The 17,075-nt window shown below is 42.5% G+C and carries 13 protein-coding genes and 1 pseudogene; 6 read left to right on the top strand and 8 right to left on the bottom strand.

Annotated elements, in window-relative coordinates; translation table 11 throughout:
- Positions 1 to 178 precede the first annotated feature (178 nt).
- Both QZZ43_RS12165 and QZZ43_RS12160 read left to right on the top strand, forming a co-directional pair.
- The gene (locus QZZ43_RS12165) at positions 179 to 1,729 is read left to right on the top strand and encodes an NAD(P)/FAD-dependent oxidoreductase (protein WP_291859630.1); all 1,551 of its coding nucleotides are present in this window, start codon (positions 179 to 181) and stop codon (positions 1,727 to 1,729) included.
- On the top strand, positions 1,698 to 2,867 hold the full coding sequence (locus QZZ43_RS12160) for a serine hydrolase (protein WP_291859628.1): 1,170 nt from the start codon (positions 1,698 to 1,700) through the stop codon (positions 2,865 to 2,867). The genes QZZ43_RS12165 and QZZ43_RS12160 overlap by 32 nt, the downstream gene beginning before the upstream one ends.
- A 202-nt stretch (positions 2,868 to 3,069) precedes the next feature.
- On the opposite strand, the gene QZZ43_RS12155 is transcribed toward QZZ43_RS12160, so the two are convergent.
- From QZZ43_RS12155 to QZZ43_RS12140, 4 genes are all read right to left on the bottom strand, one after another.
- A complete protein-coding gene (locus QZZ43_RS12155) occupies positions 3,070 to 4,971 on the bottom strand; it encodes an amidophosphoribosyltransferase (RefSeq protein WP_291859625.1) in 1,902 nt (633 codons plus the stop codon).
- 81 nt (positions 4,972 to 5,052) lie between these two features.
- Entirely contained in the window at positions 5,053 to 5,520 is a 468-nt protein-coding gene (locus QZZ43_RS12150; RefSeq protein ID WP_291859622.1) for an SPOR domain-containing protein, read from the bottom strand.
- 38 nt (positions 5,521 to 5,558) lie between these two features.
- Entirely contained in the window at positions 5,559 to 6,398 is an 840-nt protein-coding gene (locus QZZ43_RS12145) for a universal stress protein (protein ID WP_291859620.1), read from the bottom strand.
- Between the two features lie 251 nt (positions 6,399 to 6,649).
- Positions 6,650 to 7,402 carry a YebC/PmpR family DNA-binding transcriptional regulator gene (locus QZZ43_RS12140; protein ID WP_291859617.1) on the bottom strand — a complete coding sequence of 251 codons (753 nt, stop codon included), beginning with the start codon at positions 7,400 to 7,402 and terminating at the stop codon, positions 6,650 to 6,652.
- A gap of 446 nt (positions 7,403 to 7,848) precedes the next feature.
- On the opposite strand from QZZ43_RS12140, the gene miaB reads away from it, so the two are divergent.
- From miaB to QZZ43_RS12125, 3 genes are all read left to right on the top strand, one after another.
- Positions 7,849 to 9,261, top strand: a complete 1,413-nt coding sequence (gene miaB, locus QZZ43_RS12135) for a tRNA (N6-isopentenyl adenosine(37)-C2)-methylthiotransferase MiaB (RefSeq protein ID WP_291859616.1) — start codon at positions 7,849 to 7,851, stop codon at positions 9,259 to 9,261.
- Between the two features lie 16 nt (positions 9,262 to 9,277).
- Positions 9,278 to 9,625: a carboxymuconolactone decarboxylase family protein gene (locus tag QZZ43_RS12130; protein ID WP_291859613.1), complete on the top strand. Its 348-nt coding sequence runs from the start codon at positions 9,278 to 9,280 to the stop codon at positions 9,623 to 9,625.
- A 114-nt stretch (positions 9,626 to 9,739) separates the two neighbouring features.
- Positions 9,740 to 10,897: a 1-acyl-sn-glycerol-3-phosphate acyltransferase gene (locus QZZ43_RS12125; RefSeq protein WP_291859611.1), complete on the top strand. Its 1,158-nt coding sequence runs from the start codon at positions 9,740 to 9,742 to the stop codon at positions 10,895 to 10,897.
- A gap of 340 nt (positions 10,898 to 11,237) precedes the next feature.
- On the opposite strand, the gene aspS is transcribed toward QZZ43_RS12125, so the two are convergent.
- Positions 11,238 to 13,013: an aspartate--tRNA ligase gene (gene aspS / locus QZZ43_RS12120; protein WP_291859609.1), complete on the bottom strand. Its 1,776-nt coding sequence runs from the start codon at positions 13,011 to 13,013 to the stop codon at positions 11,238 to 11,240.
- A 127-nt stretch (positions 13,014 to 13,140) separates the two neighbouring features.
- On the opposite strand from aspS, the gene QZZ43_RS12115 reads away from it, so the two are divergent.
- Positions 13,141 to 13,587 carry a nucleoside deaminase gene (locus tag QZZ43_RS12115; RefSeq protein ID WP_291859606.1) on the top strand — a complete coding sequence of 149 codons (447 nt, stop codon included), beginning with the start codon at positions 13,141 to 13,143 and terminating at the stop codon, positions 13,585 to 13,587.
- 383 nt (positions 13,588 to 13,970) lie between these two features.
- Here the strand turns inward: QZZ43_RS12115 and QZZ43_RS12110 are convergent, their stop codons facing one another.
- The 3 genes and pseudogenes from QZZ43_RS12110 to QZZ43_RS12100 all read right to left on the bottom strand — a co-directional run.
- Positions 13,971 to 14,795, bottom strand: coding sequence for a T9SS C-terminal target domain-containing protein (locus tag QZZ43_RS12110; RefSeq protein WP_291859603.1), 825 nt, complete (start codon positions 14,793 to 14,795; stop codon positions 13,971 to 13,973).
- Between the two features lie 471 nt (positions 14,796 to 15,266).
- Positions 15,267 to 16,367 carry a MaoC family dehydratase N-terminal domain-containing protein gene (locus QZZ43_RS12105; protein WP_291859600.1) on the bottom strand — a complete coding sequence of 367 codons (1,101 nt, stop codon included), beginning with the start codon at positions 16,365 to 16,367 and terminating at the stop codon, positions 15,267 to 15,269.
- A gap of 90 nt (positions 16,368 to 16,457) precedes the next feature.
- Positions 16,458 to 17,075 (bottom strand): annotated as a pseudogene (locus QZZ43_RS12100) (spermine synthase); the annotation flags it as partial.

The raw sequence follows: 17,075 nt of genomic DNA, 5'->3' as shown, positions 1-17,075 counted from the left end.
TCACCATAAAGGAGCTTTATCAAGCCAAGATAAGCCGCCATGTTCATACTTACAATCCCGACCTGGATAAAGAACAAAAGTAGCAAAGTCGGTTGATAAGCTTTTGATATAATGAGACCGAAGCTTATGTCAAAACGTGGTAGCAATTTACGATACCCACAAATGAAACCTCTTGTGAATGACAAATCCTACAGATAATTATACTTTTGATGTTGTTGTTATAGGTAGTGGCCCGGGCGGTTTTGCAGCCGCCAACAGAGCTACCGACTTTGGGAACAAAGTATGTCTCATCGAAAAAAGCCATATCGGCGGAGCCGGTATCATAAATGGAGTGCTAACCTCCAAAACGATGTATGAACTGTCTATGGATTATTCAGTGGCAGCACGTATCGACAGAGGCTATCGTGCCAGTGCTCTGAGCGTGGACTACAGCAAAGTTCGCAATACAGTACTGGAGGCTGCCCGGGAAAAGCAATACCAGATGCGAAGCCAGATTGAGACATTCTCTCATTTATCTCAAAAAGGCACCATCAGTCTGATTACCGGATTTGCAAAATTTAAAGACGCCCACACCGTTGAAGTGGATGATCAAGGGAAGTTGCTAACCGTCAAAGGAGAATATTTCATTATTGCAACCGGCGCCCATCCCCGACAATTGCCGGGCGTAAAAACAGACGGCAAACGAATTATAACCTCCGACAATATTCTCTCCCTTTCCAAATTCCCGGGACGCATGCTTATTATTGGTTCGGGCATTATAGGTTGTGAATTTGCCACCATTTTTTCCAATTTCAATCAAACCCAGGTGCATCTTCTCGACAGATCGAACCGGGTACTTCCCTATGAGGATGACGACATAAGTGAGTTTGTATCCGGCAATCTGGAAGAAAACGGTGTGACGGTTCACCACACAGCACAGTTAAGGTGTATTCGGGAACACCCCGGTCATTTGGAAATAGTTCTCGACTACGATGCAGGAAACAGCCGAGTTATTGATGTGGATGTTGCCCTAATAGCCATTGGACGGGAGCCAAACACTAAGCATCTGGGACTTCAGGAACTGGGCGTTACCCCTGACAAAAGAGGACTCATCCCTGTAGATGAATACGGAAATGTGGAAAATACCAACGGACACAAAAATATCTATGCCGTAGGAGACGTTACCGGTCATGCCCAGTTATACAGTGTTGCGGAATTTCAGGGGCGACTGGCAGCCGAAGCCATTGCAAAAAACATCAGTTACCTGCCCGATTACTCAAACATGTCCACCCTCATGTTTTTTAAACCGGAAGTAGCAGCAGTGGGAGCCAACGAAAAGACCCTTCAGGACAAAAACATCGGTTACAGAGCTGTATATTATTCCAATTTAATGGTTAACCGTGCTATCGCCATGCGCAACACCCACGGGTTTGTGAAGATCCTCGTCAGCAACGATAAAGAACAGCGCATCCTGGGAATGAGAGCTTCGGGCCCTCAGGCTTCTGCATATATTGTAGCCGTAGCCCATCTTATCAATCAAGGCAACAGCCTGAGCGAAGTATTACGGGTTTTTTATCCCCATCCCAGCATAACTGAAGGAATCCAGGAAAGCATGAGAGCCCTGGCATCCAAGTCAATATACAAGCCGATGGCTTTCCCAAAACAGATAAAAGTAAGCGAGTGGAAACCCGGTGATCCAAAAACGCAAACCCCCAGAGATGAAAAAATCAGGAAAAGTCAAAAAAAGTAAGGCATTTAGGATAATTATATTTTCCATTGTGGGTATTACCGCCCTTTATACGCTTCTTCCCGACTATCTGCAAAAGGGACTCATATACCTCACTCCCGACATTGATGATTACAAAATATTTGATAACAGGGAGGTAAAAACCGGCACTCCTCTTCCCTGGCCTGCAACCTTCGATTACAATCAAAACGCTCCCTCCTCCGGGGCTATTAATGATTCCATTGACTTACTGGAAACCACCGGGCTGCTGGTCATTCAAAACGATTCCATCCTGTTTGAAGAATACTATGAAGGGCACGAAGCAACCACCATTTCCAACTCTTTCTCCATGGCCAAAAGCATTGTATCCCTGCTTGTAGGGTGTGCACTCCACGACGGCTACATTCACAGTCTTGACGACAAGGTCGTAAAATACCTGCCCTGGCTAAAAGGACCACACAGTAAGAGTCTCACAATCCGTCACTTGCTCACCATGAGCTCGGGCTCTGGTTGGGACGAGCATTACAGTTCTCCCTTCTCAATTACCACCCGGGCTTATTACGGCAGAGATCTTCCGGGGACTATGAAAAAAGTTAAGATACTGAACCATCCCGGGATCATGTTTAATTACCGAAGCGGCGACACACAATTTCTGGAAAGAATTCTTACCAGCACAACAGGGATGTCGCTGGCAGAGTATGCTTCTGAGAAGCTTTGGCAACCATTGGGTGCTGAAACCCCGGCACTCTGGTCGCTCGATCGTCGGCAGGGCACCGAAAAGGCCTATTGTTGTTTCAATAGTACACCTCGTGATTTTGCCCGAATTGGCAGCATTGTTCTTAACAAGGGAGAGTTTATGGGGAAAAGGATTCTTTCGGCAGACTTTATCCGGGAAATGACTACTCCTGTTAAATACCTCACCAATAAGGAGGCACAAATGGTTGATTACTATGGCTTACATTGGTGGATAATGGATTTCGAAGGAGAAAAAATCCCTTATGCCAGGGGAATACTGGGGCAGTATATCTTTGTGGTTCCGTCTCACAATGCAGTGTTAGTGAGGCTGGGACACCAACGCAGCAAGGAATACAGGAATCATCACCCGCTGGATGCCTACACCTGGCTTCGGGCCGGGATTGACATCATTGAGCAAAGAAATTAGCTTACCCCCGGGCTAAAATCCCAGAGTTATTCAAGTTTGTCCCCTGCGGGAACTGCCAATTCTCTCATTAATACATTGCGTCCCAAATTTATTGGGGCAGCCACTAGCAATGACCTCTTTTAAATATTGTTGTAGTGAGTGTGTAGGGGTGCTTTAAACTACAGCCATCTTCATTCATTCTTCGGTTCTTGCAAGTTTTTTTCTAGTAAGCTCTGCTGTTTATTCCCTCAATAAAGTTTATGAATGATGTATTTACCACTTTATTCCCACCGGGCGTGGGGTAATTGCCTGTAAAATACCAATCTCCCTTATCGTTGGGACAAGCTTTATGCAGATTATCAACCGTTTGATAGACAATCTCCACCTCTGCATCAATATCATCAGGTGTTAGCATTTCAGCAATTTTCTCAGAAATCTGTTCGTCAGTAAAAGGCCTGTAAATCTCTTTCACATAATTCACAATCTCCTCCTTAGGCAGGTTCTGTTGTTCCTTACATTGTCGGTAAACCTTTTCAATCACATCCTCTTTTCCGGAATCTTTAAGCAGTTCAATGGCTGCACCAAAAGCACAAAAGTCCTTAAGACGAGCCATATCGATGCCATAACAATCGGGAAAACGAATCTGAGGAGCTGATGAAACCACAATTATTTTCTTCGGATGAAGGCGATCCAGAATCTTTAATATACTACGTTTCAGGGTTGTCCCCCTTACTATGGAGTCGTCAATAATGACCAGGGTATCCACTTTATTCTTGACGATACCATAAGTAACATCGTAAACGTGTGCCACCAAATCATCGCGACTATTATCATCAGTAATGAAAGTGCGCATTTTAACATCTTTGATAGCTACTTTTTCAATACGGGGCTCCAGGCTTAAAATTTCAGAGACTTTTTCCTTTGAAAAATCATTCCCCAAAGCCATAATTTTTCGGGTTTTTTCCACATCAAGATGCGACCGGATGCCTTCCATCATTCCATAAAAGGCAGTCTCTGCAGTATTGGGAATGTATGAGAAAACGGCATTCTCCAAATCGAAATTGATTTTATCCAGAATAATGGGAGACAATAAACGACCCAACTCTTTCCTTTCTTTATAAATGTCGCGGTCACTTCCACGAGAGAAATAAATCCGTTCAAAAGAGCAGGAAGTCTTTCGTTGGGGGACGTTCACCATCTCCTCCGAAACGGAACCGTCTTTTTTTATTATCAGTGCATGTCCCGGCTTAAGGTCTTTCACCTCAACGGACCGCACATTCAGAGCAGTCTGTATCACAGGCCGCTCAGATGCCACCACGACAAATTCGTCATTGGTATAATAGGAGGCCGGTCGAATCCCCCACGGATCGCGTGTCACAAATGCATCCCCATGTCCGATAAGGCCGGCAATAACATACCCTCCATCCCATCGGCGACTCGAACGTTCCAATACTTTCCGAACATCCAGATTTTTTTCTATCAGGGCTGATATCTCTTTGTTGGAATACCCCTCATTCTTAAATTGTCTGAACAGCATCTGGTTTTCCTCATCCAGAAAATGTCCTACATTCTCTAGCATTGATTCCGTATCGGTGTAATCCTTTGGATGCTGACCTAAGTCAATCAGTGTTTTAAAGATTTCATCGACATTGGTGAGATTAAAGTTACCTGCCAGAACCAGGTTTCTTGAACGCCAGTTATTCTCGCGCATCACCGGATGAACATAGTCGATGCTGTTATTCCCAAATGTTCCGTAACGCAAGTGTCCCAGATAAAGTTCTCCGGCAAAAGGAAGATTTTCCTTAGCCCATACAGGATCATTGAGCAACTCGGGATGATGGTCATAAACGGTATCAAAACGATCGTGGATATCTGAAAAGACTTCCTGAATAGGATTTCCTTTGTTGGAACGCTGTCGCGACAGATATTTTTTACCGGCCGGCTGATTCAGTTTTAAACTAACCACCCCTGCACCATCCTGTCCCCTGTTGTGTTGCTTCTCCATCAGAAGGTACAACTTATTCAGGCCAAAACGCCACGTTCCGTACTTTTCCTGATAATAACTCAGAGGTTTCAACAGTCTGATTAGGACAATACCACATTCATGTTTAATCTGATCACTCATAACTCAATTCAAAATAAAAGGAAACCAATTGAATGTTTTTTGCAAAAAGAAAAGCCCGCTTGATTCGCAAGCGGGCCTGGTTTATTCTAAAGCTCTTAAGGGAATATCGGCAACTTTTACCACATAACAAGCCGGAAATATTTTTTTCAATTTGGTAAGCAAGGGCAGTGCTTCATGTTTATGTCTGAAACTTCCAACTCTGACACGCCAGAATGGGGCGCTGTATTCAACAAAAACATTTTCTTCCGGAAAATCTGACAAAACCTTTCCTTTGGCGTTGAGTGCTTCTTGTCTGGCTTTGTTTCCCACACCGCTATAAAGCTGAACCCGAAATCCTTCAACACCACCGGTTCTTTTACTCATACTGATGTGGTTGTTTACAAGAGCTCTCATCCGCGCCGATTGCTCAATGGTAATAATTCCCTCATCAATATTAACCTGCTCCAGTTGGGAAAAAATGTCAGAATTGGAATTGCCATATTCTCCCGGCATTTGGGCATTCATCCCAACTGCAAACAAAAAAAACATAAATCCTGTTACTATTCTCATCTTATTCCATAGTTCTTTTGCCGGCAAAGTTACAATTTTTATTCCTTTACCGGAACAACCAAAACGGGAATATCGGCAAGATTGAGCAACTCATTTGCAAAAGGTCTGAAAACACTGTCAAACGGGCTAAGCGCTTTGCTTAAATGTATGGCAATAACGGTAGCTGACTCCTTCTGAGCCAGTTTTAAAATATTCTTTGCGTCACCACCCCATTTAAAAGAGGTCACAGAAACGTCTAAATCGGTATTACTCCTGATGTACCGCTCGGCTTGTTTTGCGTAAATATCACTCAATCCCGGAAGAATCCATTTTGATTTACGCTGAAGAGCGAGGATACTGATTTCCGCTTTGAGTAATTTAGCGAAACCCGTTACTATCGGAACGATTTTCCGGGTAACTTTATTATGATCCAATGGTAAAATCACCTTATGAGGAAACTCCCATTTCATTCCCTTGCGAACGGTAAACACCGGACAGGGAGCATGAGAAACCAACCGGTAAGCATTACTGCCCAGCCAACGGTCTTCGACCCCCGAAACCCCGTGAGTTCCTACAACAATGAGACTCACATCATCATAGCGGGCCTGATTGGTGATTTCCCTGACAACATTGCCTTCCCGAATTTTAAAATCAAACTCACCGTTGTAAACACGGTATTCCGAACTGAATTTTTCAATCAGGTGCTCCAACCATGCTTTTGCTTGTCCCATCAGGCGTTGCTCCGGATTATCTCCTAAAAATTCAGGAGCATACTTCTGTCCAGTCTGAACATGAATTATTCGTAAGGATGCATGTAAGTAATTAGATAGTTCTACTCCGATTTTCAGAGCAAAAACCGAGTTATCAGAAAAATCGATGGGAACAAGAACGCGTTTCATGGTTTATATTTTCAAAGTTATGGTTGAATAAAACCCGCTATTTCCCAGAAACAAGGGGAACTTACGAGCCTGCAGGCATTTTTAAAATGAATTAAACTGGACATCTGGAAATCCGGTCTTTGCGTCAAATCAGCCATCTACCACGAAATCAGCCCCTCCTGCAAAGGCCGGCAAAACCTCTTTGTTCCAAATCAAGAGTTTTACGAATATACGTAATGTGCTCCAAAGTAGTTGCACAAAACACCGTTTTCTTATTCAGATTCAAAAGAATTGGCAAGTTCATCGGTCATCTCCAGATTGTGAAAGACGTTTTGAACATCGTCATTGTCCTCAAACTCATCGATCATTCTCAGAAATTTATTTGCGGTGTCCAAATCCAGCTCTTTGTAGTTATTCGGGATTCTCTGCAAGGCGGCATTTTCAACAACAATTTCCAACTCTTCCAATTTTTTCTGAACCGCTCCAAAATCCTCCATTTCTGTTGTAACTATTATCAATTCCTCATCCTTTTCAATTTCCTGTGCTCCGGCATCAATCAGCTCAAGTTCCAGTTCTTCGAGATTCATCTCCTCATTCTTCACAATCTGGAAAACACCTTTACGGTCGAACAGAAAGCTCAGAGACCCGTTTGTGCCCAAACTTCCACCCCGTTTATTGAAAATGGAACGGACAGCCCCAACCGTTCGATTGTTGTTGTCGGTCATACATTCCAGAAATACTGCAACACCGCCGGGGCCATATCCTTCAAAGGATATTTCCTGAAAACTATCTCCTCCTGCCTCGGAGGCTTTGGCTATGGCTCGATTAATATTATCTTTCGGCATATTTACCGAACGACCGTTCTGAACAGCAAGTCGCAAACGGGGATTGGTTTCGGGATCTGCTCCCCCCTCTTTTACAGCTACCTGAATTTCCTTGGTTATCCGGGTAAACATTTTTGCTCTCTTAGCGTCCTGTGCTCCTTTTCGATGTTTAATATTTGCCCATTTACTATGTCCTGCCATAATTCAATATTTTTTCAATTAATTCCTTTCCATCTGTTCAATTGATCGGTAGATTGCTAGATATGAGATTTAAGCTATTTTGCTATACTGCTAATAATCTGCACTTTACCTCAAACCATTAATAAGGTATAGATGTTTGATAAATAAATGCTTACAAAAGTTTAACGAAGTATTACTTGTTTTCAACCACCATCAGCCCCCCAAGCCACTGAAAACAATTCACCGCAAACAAAAACAATACAGACAACCATCTATTAATAAGCCACTTAGCCCATTTATTTTTTTCATTCAACTCTTTATGGAACAATTGGGTAGTACGAATGAATGACAAAACTACAAAAAACAAGATCTACTCCCAAACAGCTGGTTTATTACCAATTACATCAAAGCATTAATAATGAGGGAAGGAGCTATTGCTTTTGGGAAACCGCAGATAAGCATTAAATTTGTCATCGATATTATTAATTGAGATGAAAGACCAGGAAACAGAAAAAAATCAGACGGCAAATGCCACAGAGAGTGTTCTTACTTACGAGAGTAACGGAAAAAAACTTTACATCGAAACTTACGGATGTCAGATGAACTTTTCCGATAGCGAGGTAGTGGCTTCGGTAATGCAGATGGATGGTTTCGAGACCACCAAAAGTAACACAGATGCAGATGCCATCTTCATCAATACCTGTTCTATTCGAGACAATGCCGAGCAAAGAGTTTTGGCAAGAGTCAGAGAGCTTAAAGCAATCAAAAAGAAACATCCCGGCCTGGTTATCGGGATTATTGGTTGCATGGCCGAACGGGCAAAGGAAGAACTTTTTGAAGTAGGTGCCGATCTGGTTGCCGGGCCCGATGCTTATCTGGATTTACCAAATCTGGTAAGTCTGGTGGAACAAGGCGAAAAAGCCATCAATGTTGACCTTTCGACAACAGAGACATATCGCGATATTATCCCAAAGCGTTTAGGCCCTAATAAAATATCAGCATTCATCAGCATCATGCGCGGATGCAACAATTTTTGTACCTACTGTATAGTTCCATACACCCGTGGACGAGAAAGAAGCAGGGACCCCGAAAGTATCCGTCAGGAATTTTCCGATTTGGTAAAAGAGGGATATAAAGAGATCTCCCTTCTGGGACAAAATGTGAACTCCTATCTCCACAAGGATAATGAGAAAGAGATAGATTTCCCGGGATTACTGGACTTTCTGGCCGCTGAATTTCCGGAAACCCGCATTCGGTTCACCACCTCACATCCCAAGGACATGAGCGATGAAACTCTTAAGGTAATGGCTAAACATGACAATTTGTGCAGGCACATCCATTTACCGCTGCAGTCGGGTTCTTCGAAAATTCTTAAATTGATGAATCGCAAATACACCGCAGAATGGTACAAAAACCGAATTGAAGCCATCCGGAAAATATTACCCGGGTGCGGTATTACTACCGATGTTTTTTGCGGCTTTCATTCCGAAACAGAAGAGGATCACGGGCAAACACTGGACCTTATGCAATGGGCCGGATTTGATACGGCCTTCATGTTTAAATACTCGGAGCGTCCGGGTACCTATGCTCAGAAAAAGTTACCCGATAATGTGCCTGAAGAGATAAAAGGTCGCAGACTTCAGGAAATCATCACATTACAAAACCAACTCTCGCTGGAGAGCAATAAGCAGGATATCGGAAAAACTTTTGAAGTGTTGGTTGAGAGTGTTTCCAAAAAATCGACCAAGGAATTTTTCGGTCGCACCTCCCAAAACAAAGTAGTAGTATTTCCCCGAGAAGATCACAAAGTAGGAGAAATTGTAAAAGTAAGAATCACAGAAGTCACCCAGGCCACCCTGCTGGGAATATCTGTAGAATAATCTTAAAAAAAGAATCATGGCAGATCAAATAAAAGAATTCAGAGAATTTCGTTCAAAAATGAACGAACGTATCCTGTCTCAGGATAATCTTGTCATCAAACGACTGTTTAATCTGGACACCAACACATACAAAGAAGGAGCATTACCTACAAAAACCAAGGAGATGTTAGGTTTGGTAGCCTCTATGGTGTTGCGATGCGACGATTGCATCAAATATCATCTGGAAAAATGTTTCGAACAAAACATCACAACAGAAGAGATGATGGAAATCTTTTCGGTAGCCAATATTGTCGGAGGAACCATTGTAATACCGCATACCCGTAGAGCCATGGAATACTGGGACATATTGAACGGTCATCAATAGAAAATTTTACAAAAACTATATATTTCCCGACACCCTCAAGAAGATAATAACGCGTCGTTAATTTCCAAAACCGGTTTGTTTAAAGTAATTTTGCCCCAAACCAAAAAAATAAAAATGGCCAAAGAACTGGATTTTGAATCGATACGTCCTTATAAGGACCATGAAATTCAACAGGTATTTGAACGTCTGAAAAATGAAACTTCATTCTTAGAACTCATTGGATTTCTTTACCCGGAATTGTCGCCTCAAAGATTCATTGACGGCATGATGCAAATTAAGAGCATTCGACAGTTTCAGCAGGAAGTTATTTCTCCCTATGTTAAGCAAATTATCAAAACCACTACCAAGGAGGTCACTTCGGAAGGGCTGGATGAACTGGATCCTAAAGAGTCGTACCTTTACATTTCGAACCATCGTGACATAGTGCTGGATCCGGCAATTTTAAATGTGATCATGTTTGAAAACAATTTCGACACCACCGAAATTGCCATTGGCGACAATTTGTTGATCTATCCATGGATAACCGATCTGGTAAAGCTTAATCGCACCTTTATTGTAAAACGCAATCTTCCGGTGAGACAAATGATGGAAAGTTCCACACTGTTGTCCAAATACATTCGGCACACCATTACAACAGTAGGGCACAGCATCTGGATAGCCCAGCGGGAAGGCCGCTCCAAAGATGGCAATGACCGCACTCAGCTCAGCCTTCTTAAAATGCTTAACATCAGCGGAAAGGATAAATCTGTGGCAGAAAACTTTAAACAATTAAAGATTGTGCCTGTATCCATTTCGTACGAATATGACCCATGCGACTACCTGAAAGCCAAAGAGTTTCAGCAAAAGCGAGACAACCCGGAATTTACAAAAACCCAGGAAGACGATCTGCAACACATGGGTGCAGGATTGCGCGGACGAAAGGGACGCGTTCATTTTGCATTTGGTCAGCCAATCAATAACGAACTGGATGTTTTGAAAGACATCGAAAATAAGAATGAAAAAATAGAATTTCTTGCCGGCTTGATAGATAAGCATGTGCATGAAAACTATCGCTTGTGGCCCGGCAATTGGATTGCCTGGGACATGCTGAACGCTACCGATGAATACAGCAATATGTATTCGACTGAGGAAAAAGAAATATTTCTCCAATACATTGAAGAACATCTCGAACGCATTGAAGGCGACAGAGAGTTTTTAAGAAAAACACTCTTTGAAATGTATGCCAATCCGGTGGTCAACAAACGGGAACTACTGGGTAATGCTATGAAATAGAAAAATATTTTTCTGCATTAAAAAAGGCGTTTCCGATAAAGAAACGCCTTTTTTAATAATATTGTCCCGGGAAATTAACAAGTAAAAATTTAGTTTGCTTCGTTTCACTCGCAAGAACAGATTTTTTGAATAGCCAAAAAATCAAAACATTAATAGTTGATACCCATTCGGGGACCGATTCATTTGCCCAGCTTACTCCGGGCTAAAATCCCGAAGTTATTAAAGTTTGCCCCCTGCGGCGACGGGCCAATTCTGTCATAAATACATTGTATCTCCAAATTTTTGGGGGTAGCCACTCGCAATAACCAATTTCCTTTGAGGCAAAATGATTCCTTTTTTGTTACTCCTCTTTAGCCTTTTTTGCAGCTTCCTTTCTCAGCTCCAGCCTCAACTCATTGAGTTGTGCATCACTGATGGCTGAAGGAGCATCGTTCATCACATCACGACCGGCATTGTTTTTCGGAAAAGCAATCACTTCCCGGATAGAATCCAGGCCGGCAAATAATGAAACCCAACGATCGAAGCCAAAAGCCACCCCACCATGAGGAGGTGCACCGTATTTAAAGGCATTCATCAGGAAGCCAAACTGATTCTCAGCTTCCTCTTCTGTAAATCCAAGAATCTTAAACATCTTCTGTTGCAGCTCATCGTTGTGAATACGAATGGAACCACCACCAATCTCCACCCCGTTTATCACAAGGTCATAGGCATTGGCGCGAACATTTCCGGGCTCGCTGTCGAGTAGTTCAAAATCCTCCTCTTTAGGCGAAGTAAACGGGTGGTGCATGGCATAGTAACGCGCTGTTTCATCATCCCATTCCAATAAAGGGAAATCGACCACCCAAAGAGGGGCGAACTTATTCTTATTTCTCAACCCCAAGCGGGTTCCCATCTCCAGACGCAACTCGCAAAGCGCAGTCAGTGTTCTTTTTTCTGAGCCGGCAAGAATCAGAAGCAAATCACCCGGTTTTGCACCACACCTATCAACCCAGGCTTTAAAATCTCCGGCAGAGAAAAATTTATCCACAGATGTTTTAAAAGAACCATCCTCATTGTATTTAACGTATACCAGTCCCTGAGCTCCCACCTGGGGCCGCTTAACAAAATCGGTGAGCTGATCCAGTTCCTTACGGCTGTATGTTGCACATCCCTTAGCACAAATGGCTCCAATATACCCGGCATCATCAAACACCTTAAATCCTTTACCGGAAGCTGCAGCCGTCAAATCAACAAATCGCATATCAAAACGGATATCCGGCTTATCGCTACCATAATATTTCATGGCATCGGCATAAGGCATTCGGGGAAAATCCCCCTCCATTTCCACGCCCCGCAGCGACTTAAACAAATGCTTGGTCATACCTTCGAAAGTATTCAAAATATCTTCCTGATCGACAAACGACATTTCACAGTCAATTTGAGTAAACTCAGGTTGACGGTCAGCCCTCAGATCTTCGTCGCGAAAACATTTCACAATCTGAAAATAGCGATCGTATCCGGCAACCATCAGGAGTTGTTTAAAGACCTGGGGCGACTGAGGAAGGGCATAAAACTGTCCGGGATTCATCCGAGAAGGAACCACAAAGTCACGGGCTCCCTCAGGGGTTGATTTCATCAGAACAGGTGTTTCCACTTCCATAAATCCTTCCCCATCCATATAATTTCTGACTTCAAGAGCCATTTTATGCCTCAATTCCAAGGCTTTTCGAGCAGGATTCCGACGAAGATCCAGGTATCTGTATTTCATCCTGAGTTCTTCACCCCCGTCAGTATCATCCTCGATAGTAAAGGGAGGGAGGTCAGAAGTATTGAGCACCTTCAGGTCAGTAGCCATCACCTCAATATCACCTGTTGGAATTTTATTGTTTTTACTACTGCGCTCAGCAACTTTACCGGTTACCTGCACCACATACTCACGACCAAGATTCCTCACGTCCTGACTCAGCTTATCGTCAGCCTCATTGTTGATAACAAGTTGGGAAATTCCGTAACGATCCCTCAGGTCAACGAAAGTCATTCCGCCCAAATTGCGAACACGCTGCACCCATCCGCTCAGGGTAACAGTTTTATCAATGTCTGCAATTCTTAATTCTCCACAGGTATGTGTTCTATACATTATTATTGTCATTTTTGGGGTATTAACCGCCCCAGGTTCAATAGAAATTTTGATTTTAGAATATCTTTGCGAAAATATAAAGAAAAAAAAGAAACAGCGACATTGCTTTTCAAAAAGGTTAAAAAATATGGATAAAATTGATTTTACGGACCAGTATTTTATGAAACAGGCTTATCAGGAAGCCAAAGAGGCTCTGAAAAAAGACGAAGTTCCTGTAGGTGCTGTTGTGGTGAGTGAAGGCACCATTGTTTCACGGGCCCATAACCTCACCGAAACCCTAAACGACGTAACAGCCCATGCCGAAATGCTGGCCATTACTTCAGCATCGGAACATTTGGGTGGCAAATACCTCAACAACTGCACACTCTATGTTACGTTGGAACCCTGCACCATGTGTGCGGGGGCGTTAAACTGGTCGCAGATTGGGAAAATAGTTTATGGTGCTGCCGATAAAAAAAGGGGATATAAAAGATTATCGCCCTCACCGCTTCATCCCAAAACGGAAATTATTGGGGGAATAATGGAAAAAGAGTGCAGTGAACTAGTCAAACAATTCTTTGCACTAAAGCGATAATTTCTGATTTCTTGGTACCGAAACGTTTCTTTCCTGAAGGTTAGAAATTAAAGACTAGTGGTATGTATAAAATGTGGTATAGGTTGAAACTGATTTTTGCTTTTTTCAAAATGAGAAATAGCGGGCATAGCGGTAGCTACATGAGCTTTTTATCATGAATAAAAAACGAAAATCAGTAATACTTGGTGCGATATTTTAGGCTTGACGCGACCCTAAAGGTTAAAGAAACTTTGGAGCCTGATGTTTTGCACTTTAACAGAAATCCCATTCGAAAGAGAAATTGAATTTTAAAGTTTTGCAAAAGCTTAAGAGGCAAATATAAAAAAGTCCCCTCTTCCGTAACCACCGGAAGAGGGGACAACCCAAGTAACCCTATGAAGTAATTAGCGAACAGCTACTTTCTTCGTGGTTCTATGATTACCAACGTTAACATTTACAATATATAGTTGGCCACCCGCTAATTCTATTTGATTAAATCCTGAAGCAGCCTTACGACTGGTTACCATACGCCCGCTTAATGAATAAACATCTATACTTGCTTGTGGACCGGGCGCTGCAAGTAAATTCTCATCTATACGAACATTCACTTGTCCAAAATCACTTGTGACAAGAACAGGCTCTTCATTTTCAAACCCTTCGACAACAGAAGTAATCACCCTGGCACTACGGGACAAGTGTAAAACAAACCTCTCGTCTTCGATACCTAATGCAGATGGAGTATAAGAATAAACTGACGACCTGAGATTGGTATATTGCCCCAACTCCTTGTCTTCAAGAACAACATCATACTCATCAGTAAAATCTTCCAGAGTGGCCGAAATGGTACACTCATCGTAAACCCGGTTTCGCACACTTACAGGTACCGAAATATAACTACGTCCGTTTAAGGCAGCAAAACCGTTGATGGCCATCGCTTCATTATTGATCCGTGTAAAAATTTCAGGTATTTTTTCGGATGAATTAAACATCTTGTGAGAATCTTCACGGCCTAATCCATCAGTAAATGAATCATAATAATAGATTACTGTAGCGTCATAAATGTATTGATTCTCTATTTTGAGACGAATAAGATCATAAACTGTAGTTGACTTCAATAAGTTACCTTCAGTAGCCACTCCGGTAAACTCATTCCTCTGTTTTTGTCCGTTTACTGCTGCACCAAGTGCGAAGAACAAAACTGCTAAAACGATGGAGTAAAAATTTTTCATAGGGCATTTTTTTTTCGAAGAACGGGGGTTGTTTTAATTCAATTGGTTTCCTGGTTTTGACGAAAATCAAATTTTATTTGACAAGTGATTGGTTTCATTTGATAAACGTCTTTATTCTTTTAACGATTGCGCCCAAATAAAAGTTTCATTTATTTTAAAGTTTTTTTTGACTAATTGTCGTTTTTCTTGGATTAACGAACAAATTTTATTGATAAACAGCAACTCCTTCGAAAAAAGGAAAAACGCTTCCCGCCCCCATTTTTACTTAGCTAAACGCAAGCAACTTCAGAAATTTTCATTTTTAACTTTTGACGAACGTTGCTTTTTTAGTGACGAAAATTTAAATAAAGAGGGAGGGGAGAGTATTGTAATAAACCGTTCAATTAAGAGGCAAATATCAGAGGCACGTCCAAAAAAAATCCCCAAAAGCTTCATAAGCTTTCGGGGATTTAAAGACGTTTGTTTCTGCGGTCAGACATCTACTTTCCTTAAAACACTCCAGTTGACCAGGCTACAAACCCGATCTTTAAGGATCGGACATTTCTCCTCAATAATTTGTCGCACCTCAGAGGGGCGCTCAACTTTTGCATCGAACAAGGCCATGGGGAAGGCAACATCAGACAATTCGGGTTCCGTATCCATATTTCTGAGCCCGAAAGTCCGGATAAATACCTCCTCATATCCCGGCATAATCTGTCGTACTTCACGCACATAACTAAAAGCACCCACTCTGTCTTCTGCAAAAACAGGGTGGACATGGAAAGCAATACTAATCTGCTGCATAAGTATTTGCCGAAATTCACGGCCGGCGATGCCGATAACCATTGCTGTTACAATACCCCCGGAAATTACAATTTCCCCCGGCTGGTAACGCTGATAGTTGTAGTGGCTTGGATGTGTATTTTTGAGATAGGTCGCCCAAAAAAGATTCTCACTCTTTCCGATAGGCCTCACATAAGGATGAAGCAACAGATCTCCGGCTTTAAACTGGTAGATTACATTCTCCATGTCAATACTTCGGGTACGCGCCAGAATCTGCTCTTTAAAACGATTATTGTGATAAGGAGCTTTTCGCTCGGGAGGAATAGATTTTCGCGGACTGACTTCAGGAAAGAGAGAAATCCGGGTAACAGAAAAAACTGGTTCTCCTTTTTGGTTGAAAAGCAAATGAGAGGACTCGATAATAGTGTGCCCTTCTCTTCTTGCCGGCCGAACATCAGTAATTTTAATGGAGCAGGAGAAAGTATCCCCCGGGAAAGCAGGATTCAGATAAAAGGCATCACGCATTTCCACTTTCAGCACACTGGAGTGCGCAAAGTTCTCCACTCCCAGACTCAAAGTAAGATTCAGCAAAAAGCCATAGGGAAGAAAAATCTGATGAAAACCCAACCGGCCTGCAAACTCACGGCTACTCTCGGGATAAGAGGCTGTGGGCATGAACCCGCTCCACATACTCAAAACAGATTCATCAACACTAATATTGTAGCGGCTTACAATTTCTTTTCCAACAAAAACCTTATCCAAATCAAGACCGTATTCGGCCTTTCGGTTTGCTTTTAAAAATTCATCCATACACATCGATCTTCGCTACAAAAATAGGAAAAGCACTCCTTGCATTCAAACGACAAACATCATTGGTTAAAAAGATCTGTCAAATCGGGATCAGAATCGTTTCATCATTAACAATCCGGCAATTAAAACTGCCATTCCCAGCAAATAGCCGGCATTAACCAATCCTGTAAAAGGGACCAGAAATATGGCTGCCAGAAAAGAGCCAATAGCACCTCCGGCCACATCACCCAAATAGATAAAGGCTGCTGCCTGCTGATAATTCCCCTTGTGAAGAGATACGCCGGCCACAAAAATGGCACCACCTAAAACCGCAAAAGCCAAAACCAGCAAGAATACCGCCAACGGAAAAAACCAGGAGTGCCCCATCACGTCAAGAAACGGAATCGCCAAAACCGACAAAATAGACAACCCAATCAACAAAACGGGAAAATAGCGAGCTTTGAAAAATCCGACCTTCCGGTGGCCCAACAAAGCACCGATTGCCAACCCGGCCATAAACAAAGAAAACAACAAACCTGTGGCTCGGAACAAGTTCCCAACAACCAGTTGCCAGTAAAGCAGCAAAATAACCTGCATTCCGCCCAACACAATTCCCGATAGAAATACTCCCCGGCTACTTTCGCGAAAAAACAAAAGCCCTGAAACCAATAAAACACCAATCACCAATGCAAACCAGGAGAGATTAATATCCCAGAAATCACTCATATC

This window comes from Marinilabilia sp. (assembly GCF_016278715.1).
Classification (GTDB): Bacteria; Bacteroidota; Bacteroidia; order Bacteroidales; family Marinilabiliaceae; genus Marinilabilia.
This window is presented reverse-complemented; position numbering and strand designations above follow the sequence as displayed.